The organism is Antarctobacter heliothermus (genome assembly GCF_900188425.1).
Lineage (GTDB): Bacteria > Pseudomonadota > Alphaproteobacteria > Rhodobacterales > Rhodobacteraceae > Antarctobacter > Antarctobacter heliothermus.
In genome coordinates, this window is record NZ_FZON01000009.1 from 32,614 (window position 1) to 50,431 (window position 17,818).

General features: G+C 62.2%; 15 protein-coding genes and 1 tRNA gene. 12 read left to right on the top strand and 4 right to left on the bottom strand.

Features of this window, described 5'->3' with window-relative positions; all coding sequences use genetic code 11:
• Window positions 1–15 precede the first annotated feature (15 nt).
• The 4 genes from CHB90_RS06655 to CHB90_RS06670 are packed head-to-tail and all read left to right on the top strand — an operon-like array spanning window position 16 to window position 3,570.
• Window positions 16–1,038, top strand: a complete 1,023-nt coding sequence (locus CHB90_RS06655; protein ID WP_089277082.1) for an ABC transporter permease — start codon at window positions 16–18, stop codon at window positions 1,036–1,038.
• Window positions 1,035–1,958 carry an ABC transporter permease gene (locus CHB90_RS06660; protein ID WP_089277083.1) on the top strand — a complete coding sequence of 308 codons (924 nt, stop codon included), beginning with the start codon at window positions 1,035–1,037 and terminating at the stop codon, window positions 1,956–1,958. The genes CHB90_RS06655 and CHB90_RS06660 overlap by 4 nt, the downstream gene beginning before the upstream one ends.
• A complete protein-coding gene (locus CHB90_RS06665) occupies window positions 1,955–2,821 on the top strand; it encodes an ABC transporter ATP-binding protein (protein ID WP_089277084.1) in 867 nt (288 codons plus the stop codon). The genes CHB90_RS06660 and CHB90_RS06665 overlap by 4 nt, the downstream gene beginning before the upstream one ends.
• Window positions 2,818–3,570: an ABC transporter ATP-binding protein gene (locus CHB90_RS06670; RefSeq protein WP_089277085.1), complete on the top strand. Its 753-nt coding sequence runs from the start codon at window positions 2,818–2,820 to the stop codon at window positions 3,568–3,570. The genes CHB90_RS06665 and CHB90_RS06670 overlap by 4 nt, the downstream gene beginning before the upstream one ends.
• A gap of 288 nt (window positions 3,571–3,858) precedes the next feature.
• On the opposite strand, the gene CHB90_RS06675 is transcribed toward CHB90_RS06670, so the two are convergent.
• A tRNA-Val gene (locus CHB90_RS06675) sits at window positions 3,859–3,933 on the bottom strand.
• 214 nt (window positions 3,934–4,147) lie between these two features.
• On the opposite strand from CHB90_RS06675, the gene CHB90_RS06680 reads away from it, so the two are divergent.
• Together CHB90_RS06680 and CHB90_RS06685 are read left to right on the top strand one after the other, a co-directional pair.
• Entirely contained in the window at window positions 4,148–4,342 is a 195-nt protein-coding gene (locus CHB90_RS06680; RefSeq protein WP_089277086.1) for a hypothetical protein, read from the top strand.
• Window positions 4,343–4,620: 278 nt separating this feature from the next.
• On the top strand, window positions 4,621–4,875 hold the full coding sequence (locus CHB90_RS06685; protein WP_089277087.1) for a hypothetical protein: 255 nt from the start codon (window positions 4,621–4,623) through the stop codon (window positions 4,873–4,875).
• A gap of 86 nt (window positions 4,876–4,961) precedes the next feature.
• Here CHB90_RS06685 and lon read toward each other — a convergent pair whose 3' ends face one another.
• A complete protein-coding gene (gene lon, locus CHB90_RS06690) occupies window positions 4,962–7,376 on the bottom strand; it encodes an endopeptidase La (RefSeq protein WP_089277088.1) in 2,415 nt (804 codons plus the stop codon).
• Between the two features lie 269 nt (window positions 7,377–7,645).
• Window positions 7,646–8,740 carry an alkene reductase gene (locus CHB90_RS06695; RefSeq protein ID WP_089277089.1) on the bottom strand — a complete coding sequence of 365 codons (1,095 nt, stop codon included), beginning with the start codon at window positions 8,738–8,740 and terminating at the stop codon, window positions 7,646–7,648.
• Between the two features lie 360 nt (window positions 8,741–9,100).
• On the opposite strand from CHB90_RS06695, the gene CHB90_RS06700 reads away from it, so the two are divergent.
• The 3 genes from CHB90_RS06700 to CHB90_RS06710 are packed head-to-tail and all read left to right on the top strand — an operon-like array spanning window position 9,101 to window position 11,936.
• A complete protein-coding gene (locus CHB90_RS06700) occupies window positions 9,101–10,318 on the top strand; it encodes an NAD-dependent epimerase/dehydratase family protein (protein WP_089277090.1) in 1,218 nt (405 codons plus the stop codon).
• A complete protein-coding gene (locus CHB90_RS06705) occupies window positions 10,315–11,109 on the top strand; it encodes a glycosyltransferase (RefSeq protein ID WP_089277091.1) in 795 nt (264 codons plus the stop codon). The genes CHB90_RS06700 and CHB90_RS06705 overlap by 4 nt, the downstream gene beginning before the upstream one ends.
• Window positions 11,106–11,936 carry an NAD-dependent epimerase/dehydratase family protein gene (locus tag CHB90_RS06710; RefSeq protein WP_089277092.1) on the top strand — a complete coding sequence of 277 codons (831 nt, stop codon included), beginning with the start codon at window positions 11,106–11,108 and terminating at the stop codon, window positions 11,934–11,936. The genes CHB90_RS06705 and CHB90_RS06710 overlap by 4 nt, the downstream gene beginning before the upstream one ends.
• A 239-nt stretch (window positions 11,937–12,175) precedes the next feature.
• On the opposite strand, the gene tgt is transcribed toward CHB90_RS06710, so the two are convergent.
• Window positions 12,176–13,303: a tRNA guanosine(34) transglycosylase Tgt gene (tgt, locus tag CHB90_RS06715; protein ID WP_089277093.1), complete on the bottom strand. Its 1,128-nt coding sequence runs from the start codon at window positions 13,301–13,303 to the stop codon at window positions 12,176–12,178.
• Between the two features lie 171 nt (window positions 13,304–13,474).
• On the opposite strand from tgt, the gene CHB90_RS06720 reads away from it, so the two are divergent.
• From CHB90_RS06720 to CHB90_RS06730, 3 genes are all read left to right on the top strand, one after another.
• On the top strand, window positions 13,475–15,202 hold the full coding sequence (locus tag CHB90_RS06720; RefSeq protein ID WP_089277094.1) for a glycosyltransferase family 2 protein: 1,728 nt from the start codon (window positions 13,475–13,477) through the stop codon (window positions 15,200–15,202).
• Window positions 15,199–16,149, top strand: coding sequence for a glycosyltransferase family 2 protein (locus CHB90_RS06725; RefSeq protein ID WP_089277095.1), 951 nt, complete (start codon window positions 15,199–15,201; stop codon window positions 16,147–16,149). Before CHB90_RS06720 ends, CHB90_RS06725 begins: the two co-directional genes overlap by 4 nt.
• A gap of 200 nt (window positions 16,150–16,349) precedes the next feature.
• Complete coding sequence (locus CHB90_RS06730; RefSeq protein ID WP_089277096.1) at window positions 16,350–17,795, top strand: DEAD/DEAH box helicase; 1,446 nt, start codon at window positions 16,350–16,352, stop codon at window positions 17,793–17,795.
• The last annotated feature ends 23 nt before the right edge of the window (window positions 17,796–17,818 follow it).

A 17,818-nucleotide genomic window follows, 5' to 3' on the forward strand; every position in this document is an offset into this window, starting at 1 on the left:
AGCGAAGGACGGCAGATGCCGTCCTTCCCTCCGTGGCTGAGAAAGACGCTTGCCACGGTTGCGACCGTGGCGGCGACGATCCTCGGTCTTCTTTTCGTGACGTTCATGATCGGCCGGGTGATGCCGATCGACCCGGTGCTGGCGGTGATCGGCGAACGGGCGACACAGGAACAATACAACCAGACCTATATCGATCTTGGACTTGATCAGCCGTTGCTGGTGCAATTCGGGATCTATGTGAACGACGTTCTGCACGGCGACTTCGGAAAATCGATCCGCACCGGGCAGGAGGTCACAACCGACATCGCGCGCGTGTTTCCCGCGACGCTGGAACTGGCAACGCTGGGCACCATCATCGGCATCGTTCTGGGTGTGCCGCTGGGTGTGGTGGCCGCTGTCCGGCGCGGCAGCTGGATCGACCAACTGGCGCGGTTTGTCGGGTTGATCGGGTATTCCATGCCGATTTTCTGGCTGGGCCTTGTGGGGTTGCTGGTCTTTTACGGCATCCTTGGCTGGGTTGCAGGTCCGGGGCGTCTGGGGATTTTCTATCAGGGGATAGTGGAGCCGATCACCGGCATGTTGCTGATCGACAGCGCGCTGCGTGGCGAATGGACGGTGTTCAAGGATGCGTTTTCGCACATCATCCTGCCCGCCTCCTTGCTGGGCTACTACAGCCTTGCCTATATCAGCCGGATGACGCGGTCCTTCATGCTGGAACAGCTGGGGACGGAATATGTCACCACCGCACGGGTCAAGGGGCTGAGCGAATGGCAGGTCGTCTGGGGCCACGCCTTTCGCAACATCCGTATCCAACTGATTACCGTGATCGCGCTGGCCTATGCCAACCTGCTCGAGGGGTCGGTGCTGACAGAGATCATCTTTGCCTGGCCGGGTCTTGGCAGCTACATCACCACCTCGCTGTTGGCCAATGACATGAACTCGGTGCTTGGCGGGACCATCGTGATCGGCACCATCTTTGTCGGGATCAACATCTTTTCCGACCTGCTCTACCGCTTCTTTGATCCGAGGTCCAAATGACCAGCACACCCAGCACACAAGGACTGCGCAGTTGGCTGCTGTCCGAAGAGCCAAGCTCGCGCCGACAGGCCCGGTATGCCTCATGGTACAAAGGATGGCTGACGTTCCGGTCGAACACGCTGGCAATGTTCGGACTTGCCGTTTTGGCCTTTCTGATCTTTGCCGCGATCTTTGCGCCGATTCTGGCCAGCCATGATCCGTTTGCGCAGGATCTGGGCCAGCGGTTGTTGGCGCCGGGAGACAATGGTCATCTTCTGGGCACCGACAGTCTGGGGCGGGATCTGTACTCGCGGCTGCTATTTGGTGCGCGGATCTCGATCTATATCGTGCTGTTGGTGGTCATGGTGGCCCCGCTTGTCGGGCTGATCGTCGGCACCGTCTCCGGCTATGCCGGGGGCTGGGTGGACGTGTTGCTGATGCGGGTCACCGACATCTTTCTCGCCTTTCCGCGGCTCATTCTGGCGCTGGCCTTTGTCGCGGCACTGGGGGCTGGAATTGAAAACGCGGTGCTGGCCATCTCGCTGACCGCATGGCCGCCCTACGCGCGGATCGCACGGGCCGAAACGCTGACCATCCGCAATTCCGACTACATCCACGCAATCCGCCTGCAAGGTGCCGGACCACTGCGCATCGTCACGCGCCACATCTGGCCGCTGTGCATCTCATCGCTGGTGATCCGGGTCACCCTGGACATGGCGGGCATCATCCTGACGGCGGCCGGTCTTGGTTTTCTCGGCCTTGGCGCGCAACCACCCAGCCCGGAATGGGGCGCGATGATCTCGGAGGGGCGCAAGTACATCCTTGATTACTGGTGGGTCGCAACGATCCCCGGCATCGCAATCTTTGCCATCAGCCTAGCCTTCAACCTGCTGGGTGACGGGCTGCGCGACGTATTGGACCCCAAGGAAGGCGACGCATGACCGACGATACCCCCCTTCTGGACGTCGATAACCTCTGGGTCCGGTTCCGCACCCGCTCGGGCGTCTTTGACGCGGTGCGCGGCATCTCCTTTACCCTTGGCCGCGAACGGCTGGGTATTGTCGGCGAAAGCGGGTCGGGCAAGTCCATGACGGGCCGCGCCGTGCTGCGCCTGATCCGCCCTCCCGGCATGATCGAGGCGGACAAACTTGAAATCCACGGCGAGGACATCCTGTCGCTGCCGGAACGGCAGATGCGCAAACTGCGCGGCGGGCGCGTGTCGATGGTCATGCAGGACCCCAAGTTCTCTCTCAACCCGGTGATGAGCGTCGGTCACCAACTGGTCGAGTCGCTGCGCGCCCATGAACCCGTCTCGCGCAGCGAAGCCCGCAAACGGGCGATCGAAGTTCTGGATGAGGTTGCAATCCGCGAACCCGAACGGGTCTTTGACCTTTATCCGCATGAGGTGTCGGGCGGCATGGGCCAACGCATCATGATCGCCATGATGCTGCTGCCCAACCCCGAAATCCTCATCGCGGATGAGCCGACCTCGGCGCTGGATGTCTCGGTTCAGCTTCAGGTGCTGGACATCATGGACAAACTGGTGCGGGACCGGGGCATGGGCTTGATGTTCATCAGCCATGACCTGAACCTTGTCGCCAAGTTCTGTGACCGGATCGCCATCATGTACGCTGGGCGCATCGTCGAGATCTGCAAAGCCAGCGAATTGCATAATGCGAAACACCCCTACACGCTGGGCCTGCTCAATTCGGTCCCCGATCTGGAACATCCCCGCGACAGGCTGGAGGTGCTGCAACGCGACCCCGCCTGGCGTGAGGCCCCATCCGTGAGTGCCCGCCAATGACCGCCATCGACATCCGCAATCTAGACGTCTGGTTCGGCGTTGGCGCCGAGCGGGCCATGGCAGTCAAGGACGTCAGCTTTCAGGTAGCCGACGGAGAAAGCTTTGGCCTTGTGGGCGAAAGCGGCTCTGGCAAATCGACGATCCTGCGGGCCATCGCCGGGCTGGTGCCGACATGGTCCGGAGAGATGAAGGTCGCCGGAGAGGCCCTTGGCGCGCGCCGCAGCAAGGCGTTTTATCGCAAGGTCCAGATGGTCTTTCAGGATCCCTATGCCTCGCTCCATCCGCGACAGACGGTGGATCGCGTCCTGTCAGAGGCGATGGGTCTGCACGGCGTGCAAGATATCGACAAACGGATCGGTCAACTGCTGGATGACGTGGGTCTTGGGGCGGGCTTTCGCTTTCGCTATCCGCATCAATTGTCGGGCGGCCAACGCCAGCGCGTCGCCATTGCGCGTTCGTTGGCCTGTGATCCGTCGATCCTGCTGCTGGATGAGCCGACCTCCGCGCTGGATGTGTCGGTACAGGCCGAGATCCTGAACCTGCTGACCGATCTGCGGGAAGAGCACAAACTGACCTATGTGATGGTCTCGCACGATCTGGGGGTTGTGGGTCATTTGTGCGAGCGTATCGGTGTGATGAAAGAAGGCCGCTTTGTCGAGGTTTTGGCCGTCGATGACATGCGCAGGCGCAAGGCCAAAGACCCCTACACCCGACACCTGCTGGACAGTTCCATCAATTCGGTCCGCTAGCAGCCCGGGGACCTTGGTCACGGTCGCCGGCGGGTCGCAGAGAGCAGGCAAGCAGTCACTCAGAAGGCCCTCCTCCCCCCCTTTCCGCCTCCAGAAAGGTGCTCCCTCCCACGTCGGGCTTAGAAAGACCGTTTCTCAGATAGATACATAGCGGAATGATGCCCCAGTGCCCGGTCTTGGGGTGGCCGTGGATAGACGGATGTGCTGCCCTGTACGGCTCACAGGTCCATACACCGGTTCAGGGCGCACCTTGCGCCCCAAAGCGTACGGCATAACATCAAAGGGAAATGGTGGGTGATAAGGGATTTGAACCCCTGACATCTTCGATGTGAACGAAGCGCTCTACCACTGAGCTAATCACCCGGTGGCGGACCTATTACCGCCACAGTGCGTGCGGCGCAAGAGGGCGACGGCGCAAAAACGCCACCGATTGCCGCTCCCGCCCGCCACCGCCACGGCGCGGCAGCTTCGGCACAGTCAGCGGTCGAATCCCACTTTGCACCACTCAGTTGCTTGACTTGCAACGAATCCCCAATGCAGGCTTTTCCACACGCTTTACCTGGGCTTGGAGAAAAACATGAAAAAGACGATTGCTGCCGCATGTCTTCTGGTCGCTGCCGCGACCACCACAACCGCTTTCGCGGGAAGCTATGACGAACCCTATGTCGCTCCGCCGGTCATTGTCGCCGAGACACAACAGACCAGCAGCAGCGGCGGATTGCTGATCGCCCTGATGACCATCGTGGTCTTTGGCGTCGCCGCCAGCCAGTAAGGCAGGCCGCGTCCGGGCGCTTGTCTCGCCGCGAATCACGTTCCGGGGACACGGGGACGATACCAAGGGAACAAGGGCTTCGCGGCATTGCTGCGGGGCCCTTTTCTGTGTCCCGGGCACAAGGCTTCGGCATTGCCGGATCGCAAGAATCGCTTCGGCGTTGCGCGATTCGGATACTTGCCGTAACGTCACCCTACTTGCATAGGTGGCCGATGCTTCCCTCAGGGCCTTGTGGAGAGCCTGACCGCCAAACGATCCCAAAAAGGACGAGGGACAAGATGAAGAAAATCGTGCTGACAACCGCGCTTTGCATGACGATGGCAGGCGCGGCCATCGCTGACACCAAACCCGTGTCGAAAATGAAACCGGACCAGTTGCGCAAGGATATGGTTGTGTCGTCGCAAAGCGCCGAGTTGACCGCCACGTCTTCCGGCGCCAGCATCCTCATTCCGCTGTTGCTGATTGTCATTCTTGCGACGGCCGCCAGTTCCGGCGGGGGCAGCAGTCACTATTATCACCCCTACCCCTACTGATCCGGCACACCCGAACAACAAAAAACGCGCGGTGGGTGCCCACCGCGCGTTTGTGTTTCAGGCCAGACTGTGGCGCGAATGTGCGATCAGTGCGCCCGCGCGCCTGCCACGGAATCCTCGGCCTGCGCCTTGGCTGCGGCTGCGGCTGCGGCTTCTTCGGCGGCTTCGTCCCAGTCGACCGACTCCGGCTTGGAGATCAGCGCGATGTCCAACACCTCCGAGACGTGTTTGACCGGGATGATCTCAAGGCCCTGCTTGACGTTGTCGGGCAGCTCGACCAGATCCTTTTCGTTCTCTTCCGGGATGAGAACGGTCTTGATCCCGCCGCGCAGCGCCGCCAGCAGCTTTTCCTTCAACCCGCCGATGGGCATCGCGTTGCCACGCAAGGACACCTCGCCCGTCATGGCGATATCCTTGCGCACCGGAATACCCGTCAGCACCGATACGATAGAGGTCACCATCGCCAGACCGGCCGACGGCCCGTCTTTGGGTGTTGCGCCGTCCGGGACGTGGACGTGGATGTCCAGCTTGTCGAACTTCGGCGGTTTCACCCCGATCTGCGGCGAGATCGAGCGCACATAAGAGGCCGCCGCGTCGATGGATTCCTTCATCACATCGCCCAGCTTGCCGGTGGTCTTCATCCGGCCCTTGCCCGGCAGTTTCAACGCCTCGATCTGCAACAGATCGCCGCCAACCGACGTCCACGCCAACCCGGTGACAACACCAACCTGATGCTCATCCTCGGCCAGACCATAGCGGAACTTCTTCACACCAAGGAAATCAGAGAGATTCTCGGCAGAGATCGTCACCTTGTCGGTCTCTTTCTTGACGATCTTGGTCACCGCCTTGCGCGCCAGCTTGGCAATCTCACGCTCCAGGTTCCGCACACCGGCCTCACGCGTGTAGTAGCGCACGATGTCGGTCAGCGCGTCGTCCTGAATGGTAACTTCACCCTTTCGCAGGCCGTGGTTCTTGATCACCTTGTCCAGCAGGTGCCGCTTGGCGATTTCGATCTTTTCGTCCTCGGTGTAGCCCGAGAGTGAAATGATCTCCATCCGGTCCAGCAGCGGCCCCGGCATGTTGTAGCTGTTGGCCGTGGTCACGAACATCACGTTCGACAGATCGTATTCGACCTCAAGGTAGTGGTCGACGAACGTGCCGTTCTGTTCCGGGTCCAACACCTCCAGCATGGCCGACGCAGGGTCACCTCGGAAATCCTGACCCATCTTGTCGATCTCGTCGAGCAGGATGAGCGGATTGGTGGTCTTGGCCTTCTTCAGCGCCTGAATGATCTTGCCGGGCATGGATCCGATGTAGGTCCGCCGGTGGCCACGGATCTCGGATTCGTCGCGCACGCCGCCCAGTGAGATGCGGATAAACTCGCGCCCCGTGGCTTTGGCAACCGATTTACCAAGGCTGGTTTTACCCACACCCGGAGGGCCAACAAGGCAAAGAATCGGGCCTTTGAGCTTTTTCGACCGCGCCTGAACGGCGAGATACTCGACCATCCGTTCCTTGACCTTTTCAAGGCTGTAGTGATCCTCATCCAGGATCTGTTGCGCCTTATTGAGGTCCTTCTTGACGCGGCTCTTCACCCCCCACGGAATGCTGAGCATCCAGTCAAGGTAGTTGCGCACCACGGTCGCCTCTGCGGACATGGGCGACATGTTCTTGAGCTTTTTCAGCTCAGCGTCGGCCTTTTCGCGGGCTTCCTTGGACAGCTTGGTGGCAGAGATCTTTTCTTCCAGCTCGGCGATTTCGCCTTCGCCCTCTTCGCCGTCACCCAGCTCCTTCTGAATGGCCTTCATTTGCTCATTCAGATAATATTCGCGTTGGGTCTTCTCCATCTGGGTCTTGACGCGTGTCTTGATCTTTTTCTCGACCTGCAAGACCGACAGTTCGCCCTGCATCAGGCCATAGACCTTTTCCAGCCGCTCACTGATGGACAGCGTTTCCAGCAATTCCTGCTTTTGGTGGACTTCCACACCCAAATGCCCGGCGACAAGGTCAGCCAGTTGCGCAGGTTCGGTCGCCTCACCGACGGCGGACAGCGCCTCATCGGGGATGTTCTTTTTGATCTTCGAGTAACGCTCAAACTCTTCGGCGACCGTATGCACCAGCGCCTCAATCGCGGCGGTGTCGCCGGGCATCTCTGTCAGATACTCGGCCTTGGCCTCAAAGTAGTTGTCGTTTTCGATGTATTCTTCGATGCGCACACGGGTCTGACCCTCGACCAGCACCTTGACGGTGCCATCGGGCAGTTTCAGCAGTTGCAGCACATTGGCCAGCACGCCGGCCTTGAAAATGCCGTCGGTGCCCGGATCATCGATGCTGGGATCGATCTGCGACGCCAGCAGGATCTGCTTGTCGTCGTTCATCACCTCTTCCAGGGCGCGCACAGATTTTTCGCGCCCCACAAAAAGCGGCACGATCATATGCGGGAACACCACGATGTCCCGCAGCGGCAACACCGGATAGGAAGGATTGAGGGGTTGTTTCATGCTCGTGTCCTGTTCTTGGCAAGACGTCCCTGCCCCGCATCGCGGCAACATTTGGGTCGTCTCCGGTCATGGAGAACAAAAAGTGGGCCTTTTCTGTCCGATTTCAAGCTGTCCTGTTCGGGCTTGGCCCCTTCTATCCGGCGAACATGACGCGTGGCGCGCGGGCGCGCAAGCGCGGTTTCCGGCAAATCCGACCGGCCCGGGGGTTTATCGGGTTCGGGGCCGGGCGTGCCCCGCTGACGGGGCGCGCCGTATTGCAGCGAAAGGCGTCAGGCGGCCTTGTCGGTCAGCGCGGGGTAGTCGGTATAGCCCTTGGCCCCACCGCCGTACAGCGTGTCCGGGTCCAGATCGTTCACCTCTGCCCCCAGTTCCAGACGGCGTTCCAGATCCGGGTTGGCGATATAGGGGCGGCCAAAAGCCACCAGATCGACCTGTCCGTTCGCCACACGGGTCATGGCCATGTCGCGGTCGTAGCCATTGTTGGCCATCCACGCGCCGTCAAACCGTGCTTTCAACCCATCCAGATCGACGCCTTCGGGCATGTCGCGCGGACCGCCGGTCTGACCCTCGATCATGTGCAGATAGGCCAGACCCCGGCCCGATACGGAATCGACCAGAAACTCTGCCAGCGCCTTGGGATCGCTGTCCACGGCCCCGTTGGCGCCCGAGAACGGAGACAGGCGCAGACCCACATGACCGGCGTCCCACGCCGCTGTGACCGCGTCCAGAACCTCGCCCAGCAGGCGGGCACGGTTCTCAAACGACCCGCCATAAGCGTCGTCGCGGTGATTGGTGCCGTCCTTCAGGAACTGGTCCAACAAATAGCCGTTGGCGCCATGCACCTCGACCCCGTCAAAGCCCGCCGCCTTGGCGTTCAACGTCGCCTTGCGGAAATCCTCTACGATGCGCGGCAGTTCATCCAGGTCCAGCGCGCGCGGCTCCGACACATCGACCATCTGCGTACCGTCAAAGGTTGGCACGCCCTCGGCGCGGATGGCGGAGGGCGCAACCGGTGCCTTACCGTCCTCTTGGAGTGACGTGTGGCTGATCCTGCCAACGTGCCACAGCTGCAGGACGATCTTGCCACCTTCGGCATGGACGGCGTCCGTTACCTTTTTCCAACCGACAACCTGAGCGTCGCTGTAGATGCCCGGCGTCCAAGCATAGCCTTTGCCCTCGGGCGAAATCTGAGAGGCCTCGCTGATGATCAGACCAGCCCCGGCGCGTTGGCGGTAATACTCGACATGAATGTCCATCGGTGCATCGCCTTCCACCGCGCGATTGCGGGTCAGCGGCGCCATGACAACGCGGTTGCGTAGGGGGATGGCACCAATGGTGATCGGATCGAAAAGACTGTTGGACATGTGAGGGCTCCTTGCTGGGCTGTTTCAGGCCTGGGTGCGTCGTGCTTCCGGGCGGAACGTCACTCCCAAGGTATTGATGCAAAACCGATCTCCAAGACCCAGCCGGACCGCATGAATGGACATAGGCTGTGCGCGGACGCGCATTGAAAGACGGAACCTCCTTGCATCCGCCCAAACAGGATTTCTCCATGTATCAATTCCACCCCGCCCCCCTGCATGCAGGCCATTTTTTGCCGAGATCGGCAAAAGGCATTGCATCAATCTTTGCAAAACCTTCATTTTACTTCGCGGTCGGGGCAGCCTAGCCCCTACGTCAAGACGGGGTATCGACACCCGGACAGAATCCAGAGGAGCACGCCCATGCGCATCGCAATCCTTGGCGGCGACGGTTTCGTCGGCTGGCCCACCTGCCTTCACCTTTCCGCGCAGGGCCATGAGGTCCACATTCTCGACAACCTGTCGCGTCGCTGGATCGACACCGAACTGGGCGTGCAATCACTGACCCCGATGGATTCGATCCAGGAACGCTGTCGCATCTGGAAACAGACCAGCGGCGAGACGATCCATTTCCACCTGCTGGACCTTTCCAAGGAATTTGAGCGGCTGAAACAGTGTCTGGCGGACGTGCGCCCCGATGCCATCATCCATTTCGCCGAACAGCGCGCCGCGCCCTATTCGATGAAGACAGACCGGCATAAGGTCTACACCGTCAACAACAACGTCAGCGCCACGCATAATCTGCTGGCGGCCATGGTCGAATCCGGCTGCGACGCGCATCTGGTCCATCTGGGCACCATGGGCGTCTACGGCTATTCCTCGGTCGGCGCGCCGATCCCCGAGGGGTATCTGGACGTCCAGATCGACACGCCGTCCGGGCCCAAGCGCCAAGAGATCCTGTATCCCACGCGGCCCGGATCGGTCTATCACATGACCAAATCTCTGGATCAGATCCTGTTCCAGTTCTATGCCCAGAACGACGGGTTGCGGATCACCGACCTGCATCAGGGCATCGTCTGGGGCACCCACACCGATCAGACCCGACGGCATGAACAATTGATCAACCGGTTCGACTATGACGGCGACTATGGCACCGTTTTGAACCGTTTTCTCATTCAGGGGGCGATCGGCTATCCGCTGACGGTACATGGCACTGGCGGTCAGACCCGCGCCTTTATCCATATTCAGGATTCGGTGCGCTGCATTGAACTGGCACTGGCCGACGCGCCCGACGCAGGCGACCGGGTGCGCATCTATAACCAGATGACCGAAACACACCGCGTCCGCGATCTGGCGGAAAAAGTATCGGAGCTGACCGGCACCCCGGTGAAATACCTGCCCAACCCGCGCAAAGAGGCCGCCGAGAACGACCTGATCGTCAAGAACGACCAGTTCCTTGCGCTTGGCCTGAACCCGATCACCCTGGCAGAGGGGCTGCTGTCCGAGGTTGTGGACGTGGCCAAGAAATACAGCCACCGGATCGACCGCAGCCGCGTCGCTGCCGTGTCCGCCTGGACCAAGGACATCGGCACACACGTCGACCACGACCCAGAAGGCAAGGCGCTGCGGTCGGTCTCGTGAACCGGGCCTATGTGACCTTGGTAACCAATGCCGATTTCGCACTGGGAGCCAAGGCCCTGCTGCACTCTCTTGATGTCGCGCAGGCGCAAGGCGACCGGGTTGTCCTGCACACCGGCGGCGTGCCGGAAACGGCTCTGGCCCCGCTGCGCGCCCTTGGCGCGCGGCTGATGGAAGTGGATCACCTGCCCACTTCGAACGCCTTCAACCACACCCATGCGAAACAGGCGCTGCACGGCAAGGCACCGTTCACCAAGGGCACCAAACCCGACTTTCACACCCCGCTGGACAATTTCTGCAAGCTGCGGCTGTGGCAACTGCCCTATGACCGCGTGGTGTTTCTGGATGCGGACACGCTGGTGCTGCGCAACATCGACAAGCTGTTCGACTACCCCGAGTTTTGCGCAGCCCCCAACGTCTACGAAAGCCTTGCAGATTTCCACCGGATGAACTCGGGCGTGTTTACCGCGCGCCCCGCGCAGGCGACCTTTGACGCGATGATGGCGCGACTGGATACGCCGGGGGCCTTCTGGCGACGCACCGACCAGAGTTTTTTGCAGGACTTCTTTCCCGACTGGAACGGGCTGCCGATCCGCTACAACACGCTGCAATATCTCTGGTTCAACCTGCCCGGCCTGTGGGATTGGGACAACATCAACGTCCTGCATTTCCAGTACGAAAAGCCGTGGCAGGATCACGCCAAGGCGGATCGTCTGCGCCCGCTGATCGACCTCTGGCAGGCCTATGCGGCGGGGGAGGCACCCGACCTTGCCGCGCTGCCCCGCGCGGAATGATTGCCCTCACAGGTGCCTCGGGCCTGCTGGGGCGTTTTCTGCTGGACGGATTGCCCGGTCCGGTGATCACGCTGGGCCGACGCCCGGTGGCGGGCCATGCTCACCGCCCATGGGATCTGACCGGCCCGCCCCCCGACCTGACAGGCGTCACCACCCTGATCCACGCCGCCTTTTCCCATGTGCCGGGACGCTATCGCGGCGGTGAAGGCGACGACCCAACCGGCTTTCTGAACGCCAATCTCGACGGCAGCCGCCGCCTGTTCGACACCGCTGCCAGGGCTGGCGTTCGCCGGGTTCAATTCCTCTCGTCACGCGCGGTCTTTGACGGCTGCCCTGCTGGCCACCCACTGACCGAAGACACCCGGCCCGACGCCGCCTCCCTCTACGGACAGGTCAAGGCACAGGCAGAGACCTATCTGTCCGCCCTGCCCCTGACGGGGCAAAGTCTGCGCGCCACCGGCGTCTACGGCCCCGGCCCCACACACAAATGGCAAGGCCTGTTCGCGGATTACCTGTCGGGCACCCCCATCGCCCCGCGCCGCGGCACCGAGGTTCACGGCGCCGACCTCGCTCAGGCTTGCCGCCTGCTACTTGGCAGCGATCAGACCGGCGCATTCCACCTCTCAGACATGCTGCTGGACCGCCACGATCTGCTGACAGAGGTGCAAACCCTGACAGAATGCCCATACGCGCCACCACCGCCCAGTGACCGACCCGTCGATGCCCTGATCTGCACCCGCCTGCCCGCCCTCGGCTGGCGTCCCGGCGGCATGGACCGTTTGCGCGCCTCCCTCCCCGAAATGCTCACCGGACCATGCCGATCCTAGCCTGTTCCCCGGAGCCATCCCTCGCTTGATGCCGATCAGAGCCGGCCCGCGTGCGGTGGCAAGGGGGCGCAGCCCCGCGCTTGCGCGGCTTGCCCTTGCCTCCGTGCGCGGGTTGGCTCAGGCAGCAAGAAAGCGAGCGGTGCCTCCGGGGAACAGGCGGGTTTGTTCCTTGGTGGATCCTGAAGCAACATCGCGCCGCAAGGCGCGACAGTCCAACCTAACGTCCCACACCCCAATCCTCACAAAGGATCAATATCACCCTCAGCCCGCACCGCATGAAACTCTGCCTCAAAGGCGTCAAACCGCGCGCCTGAAATCGCCTCGCGCATCCCGGCCATCAGCTCTTGGTAGTAATGCAGGTTGTGCCAAGTCAGCAGCATACCGGAAATCATCTCACCCGCCCGGAATACGTGGTGTAGATAAGCGCGCGAATAGCCGCGACAGGCCGGACAGGTGCAATTCTCATCCAAAGGGCGCGGATCATCCGCATGGCGGGCGTTCTTGATGTTGACCTGCCCGCGCCGGGTCCAGGCCTGCCCGGTCCGACCAGACCGGGACGGCAACACGCAATCCATCATGTCGATGCCGCGCTTGACGGCCCCCACGATATCATCGGGCTTGCCCACCCCCATCAGGTAGCGCGGGCGATCCTCGGGCAGCATGTCGGGTGCATAGTCGAGACAGCCGAACATGGCCTCCTGACCCTCGCCCACGGCCAGACCGCCGACCGCGTAGCCATCGAACCCAATTCCCTTCAACGCCTCGGCGCTCTCGCCACGCAGATCCTGTTCCAACCCGCCTTGCTGGATACCAAACAACATGTGGCCGGGCCGATCACCAAAGGCCTCGCGCGACCGCGCCGCCCACCGCATCGACAGGCGCATGGACTGTGCAATCCGATCCCGATCCGCCGGCAAGGCCGGGCACTCGTCAAAGGCCATGACAATGTCCGACCCCAACAGCTTTTGGATCTCCATCGACCGCTCCGGCGACAGCATGTGCTTGGAGCCGTCGATATGGCTACGAAAACTCACACCATCCTCGGTCAGCTTGCGCAGCTCTGCCAGGCTCATCACCTGAAAACCGCCCGAATCCGTCAGGATCGGCCCCGACCAGTTCATGAACTTGTGCAACCCGCCCAATCGCGCCACCCGTTCGGCACCGGGGCGCAGCATCAGGTGATAGGTGTTGCCCAGCAAGATATCCGCGCCGGTTGCCGCCACGCTTTCGGGCATCATGCCCTTGACCGTGGCCGCCGTGCCCACGGGCATGAAAGCCGGTGTGCGGATCTCGCCCCGAGGTGTACGGATCACGCCCCGCCGCGCGCGCCCGTCCCGGGCGGTCAATTCAAAAGATGTCTGTGCCATGCGCGCTCCTCTACACCCATCCCCCGCCGGAACAAAGCCGCAAAACTCACCGCACACACCAACCCGAGGCAAGGTCCCGCAAGGGCCCGCAGCCGAGACATTCCGTGCGCGCTTGCGCGCTCTATCAGATCACTGCTTGCCCATCCCCGCGCACCTCGCCACTCTGGCGCCATGAGCAGGACACCCACCTATCCCGGCGGCATCGACGCCATAATCACCCAGTATGAGGCGCGTCGCGCCGCCCTGCCCGGTGACCACGGGTTGTCGCCCGTCGACGCTGACCTGACCGCCCTTGCAGGGCAGACGGTGGCGGACCCGGACGGCGGCCCCTTTGCCCCGCCCTTCGCCGACAATCTGCACCGCAAGACCTATCAGCTGCGCAAGGAATTGCAGGGGCAATCAGAACTCACCGTGCTGCATGCGCTGACCATAGCGCATCTGCGCAAGCGCAGCTTTCCGGCCCATGCCCCGCAGCTGTTCCAGCGCCTGTGGGCCGAACAGGGCGCGCATCTGCTGGAGCAGCTTGACGCACGCTGGCTGGTCTCTGCCATCACCACCTTTGGCGACCACGGCAAAACGCCGGTGCAGCGCAGCACCGGGCTGGCGCTCACCGCGCTGTTCGGGATGATGAAACTCTATGAGAGCGAGCGACTCTACAGCGGCAAGGGGCCCGAGAAACCCTTTGCCGTCACCGACCGCCTCCGCGCCAAACTGCCGTTGCAGATGGACGCCTACGCGCTGGTTGGCGGCGGGCTGGACGTCAACCTGATCGCCCGCCTGTGGCAAGAGGCCGAGGGCGACGCCGTGATTCAACCGCTTGCGCATCATCTGCTGGACCTGCTGATCCATGACCCGGCGGGGGTCTTTCGCCGCCTGTCGATCATGTCCGCCCGCAAGGCCCGCCGCGACAAATCAGAGGCTGTGGCGCAAAACGCCGCCCCGGTCCCAGCCCGCCCGCGCAAGACGGCCCAGACCCTGCGCTGGGGCCTTGTCAGCACCGTCAAGGCGCCGCTGCCGCAGATCGCTCGATTCGCAGCCCATCACCTCGACCTTGGCGCGCAGGAACTGCACCTCTACCTCGACCACCCCGATGCAGAGGCAGCGGCCTTTCTGTCACGGCATCCGCGCATCCACGTTACCCAGTGCGACGATGCTTTTTGGCAGGCCTCGGCGCGCGCCCGGCCAGAGGCGCACCAGTTGCGGCAAGCCTTCAACGCCACGCGCACCCTGCGCGCCAGCGCGGACGCGCTGGACTGGCTGGGCCACATCGACCACGATGAATTTCTGATCCCGGCGCATCCCCTGTCGCAGATCCTTGCCAATGTCGCCCCAGACATCGCGCTGGCGCGTGTCCCCCCGGCCGAGGCGCTGGCGCGTGAGGACGGCCCGCCCCGCCATTTCAAGCTGACCCACAAACAGGCGGGCATCAAGAAATCGCAGCTTCAGGACATCTACCCCACCTTTGGCCTGCATCTGTTCGGCGGCTTCCTCAGCCATACCGGCGGCAAGATATTTGCCCGTCCCGGCATCCCCGACACCCGTCTTGGCATCCACACGCTGAAATACAAAGGCGAGGACGCGACCAACCGCACCAAACCTGACGGGCTGTTTCTGGCGCATTTCCATGCCCCCGACTGGGAACATTTCCACAGCCACCTGCCCTTTCGCCGCGAAAAGGGATCGTACCGCGCCAACGACGCCCGGCCAGAGATGGGACAGGGGGAACTATTGTCCTATCTGGAACAGGAGGAGGGCGAGGCCGGATTGCGCGCCTTCTTTGACGAGATCTGCGCCGATACCCCGGAATTGCGCGCCCGTCTGGCGGCGCATGGCATGTTGCTGAGCCATGACTTTGACTTTGACGCCTGCGTGCGCCGCGTCTTTGGGGCGCTGCCGTGACGCGCTGGGGCACGGTCACCACGGTCAAGGCACCGCTGAAGGCAATCCTGACCTTTGCAGCATGGCACCTCGAACAGGGGGCGCACCGGCTCTACATCTACCTTGATGAGGACGCGCCAGAGACCTTTGCCATCCTCAAGGCGCATCCCAAGATCCGCGTCACGCGGACCAACGCGGCCTATTGGGCCAAACGCAACGGGCGCCCGGACAAACATCAGGCCCGGCAGGCCGCCAACGCCCGCCACGCCAACAACCGCAAGCCTGAGGTCGACTGGCTGGCCCATATCGACGTGGACGAATTCCTGCTGTCCGAACGTCCGGTGGCCGAACACTTGGCCGCCCTGCCCGACGACGCGCTCTGCGCCCGTATCCGCCCGGTAGAGGCGCTGGCCCCCGGCGACGCCACGGCCCCCGGTGAGACCGTCTTCAAGGCTTTCCCCCTTGACCAGACCGCCCGCCAACAGGCGGCAAAGGCCTGCTTCCCAACATGGGGTCGGCACCTGTCCGGCGGGTTCCTTAGCCATGTGGCGGGCAAGTTGTTCTTTCGCGCCGGCACCAAGGGTCTGCAAATCCGCATCCACAACGTGCTCCTGAACGATGTACAAAATCCTGGTCAGATCGCCCTGCCCGACATCGAACTGGGCCATTTCCACGCCGACAGCTGGGATCACTTTCTAGGGGCGTATCGCTTTCGCCTGGCGCGCGGATCATACCGTTCCGAATTGAAACCACAGGTCCGCGAAGCGGGCGCGGTGTCCCTGCACGACCTGTTCCAAAGCATCGAAGCGGCGGGTGGCGAACCTGCTCTGCGGCAATTTTACGACGAAGTCTGCGTCGCCGACGCCGACCTGTGTCAGCGGCTGGCCGCCCATCGCCTGCTGCGCCGCCACCGCCTGCGGTTGGACGAAATCCGCGATTGTCACTTTGCTGTCATCAATCCGCCCTAGGATGAACCACCATCCATGCGTTGGAAACAGTCAAACAGCGACTTATCCGCCATACAGCCACGTCCCGATTGACCTTTTGCCAAGATTTTACTAAGGCAAGCAGCACCAAGGGGATGTATGCACTGCCAATGGACCACGCGGGTCCGCTCCCCATCAGATGCGCGGGCCAGGTACAGTGTCCGCAAAACAACCGGACATAAATGACCAAATTTTCTGATCTGAACCTCAGCCCGAAAGTCCTGAAAGCCGTCGAAGAGGCTGGCTATGAGACGCCCACGCCGATTCAGGCTGGCGCCATTCCGCCCGCTCTGGAAGGCAAGGACGTTCTGGGCATCGCCCAGACGGGCACTGGCAAGACCGCCAGCTTTACCCTTCCGATGATCACCAAACTGGCCCGGGGCCGCGCACGCGCGCGGATGCCGCGGTCGCTGGTGTTGTGTCCGACGCGGGAACTTGCGGCGCAGGTGGCGGAAAACTTCGACACCTATTCCAAACATGTCAAACTGACCAAGGCGCTGCTGATCGGCGGTGTCTCGTTCAAGGAACAGGATACCCTGATCGATAAGGGCGTGGATGTTCTGATCGCCACCCCCGGTCGCCTGCTGGACCATTTTGAGCGTGGCAAGCTGCTGCTCACCGGCATCGAGATCATGGTGGTGGATGAGGCGGACAGGATGCTCGACATGGGATTCATCCCCGATATCGAACGCATCTTCAGCCTGACACCGTTCACCCGCCAGACGCTGTTCTTTTCCGCCACCATGGCGCCCGAGATCGAGCGGATCACCAACACCTTCCTGTCGGCCCCCGCCCGGATCGAGGTGGCCCGTCAGGCCAGCGCGTCCGAGACGATCGAGCAATCCGCCATGGTGTTCCGCCCCTCACGCAAGGACCGCGAAGCCAGCGAGAAACGGCGTATGCTGCGCGATCTGATAGACAGTGAGGGTGTGGCCTGCACCAACGCCATCATCTTTTGCAACCGCAAGGTTGACGTGGATGTGGTCGCCAAATCGCTCAAGAAGTACGGCTATGATGCGGCGCCGATCCACGGCGATCTGGACCAATCACAGCGCACGCGGACTCTGGACGGCTTCCGCGACGGATCATTGCGGTTCCTCGTCGCCTCTGACGTCGCCGCGCGTGGTCTGGATATCCCGTCGGTGAGCCATGTGTTCAACTTCGACGTGCCCAGCCACGCCGAGGATTATATCCACCGCATCGGTCGCACGGGCCGTGCCGGACGAACGGGCAAGGCCATCACGATCTGTACGCCACGGGACGAAAAGTATTTCGACGCTGTCGAAAAGCTGCTTCAAAAGGCGATTCCTCGCCTTGCCAACCCCAAGGCCCCGGACGTCGAGGCGGCACCCGCTGCACCTGCGCCTGCTGCACCAGCGCCCGCCGCCGCGCCGACCCCGGTCCGCGACGCCACCCAGGAACAGCCTCGAAAGTCGCCTAGTCGTCGGTCGGAAAAACCTGCACCGCGCAGCGAAAAGCCCGCCCCGCGCAGCAACGAAAGCCGTGCGCCGCGCGATTCCAACCGTGGCTCTGATCGCCGCGGCGGTCGGGACAGCAATGTCGTCGGATTGGGCGATCACCTACCCGAGTTCATCGCGCTGAGCTTTGACGAGCGTCGGGCAAGCTGAGCCTTCGCAATTCCTGAAAAAAG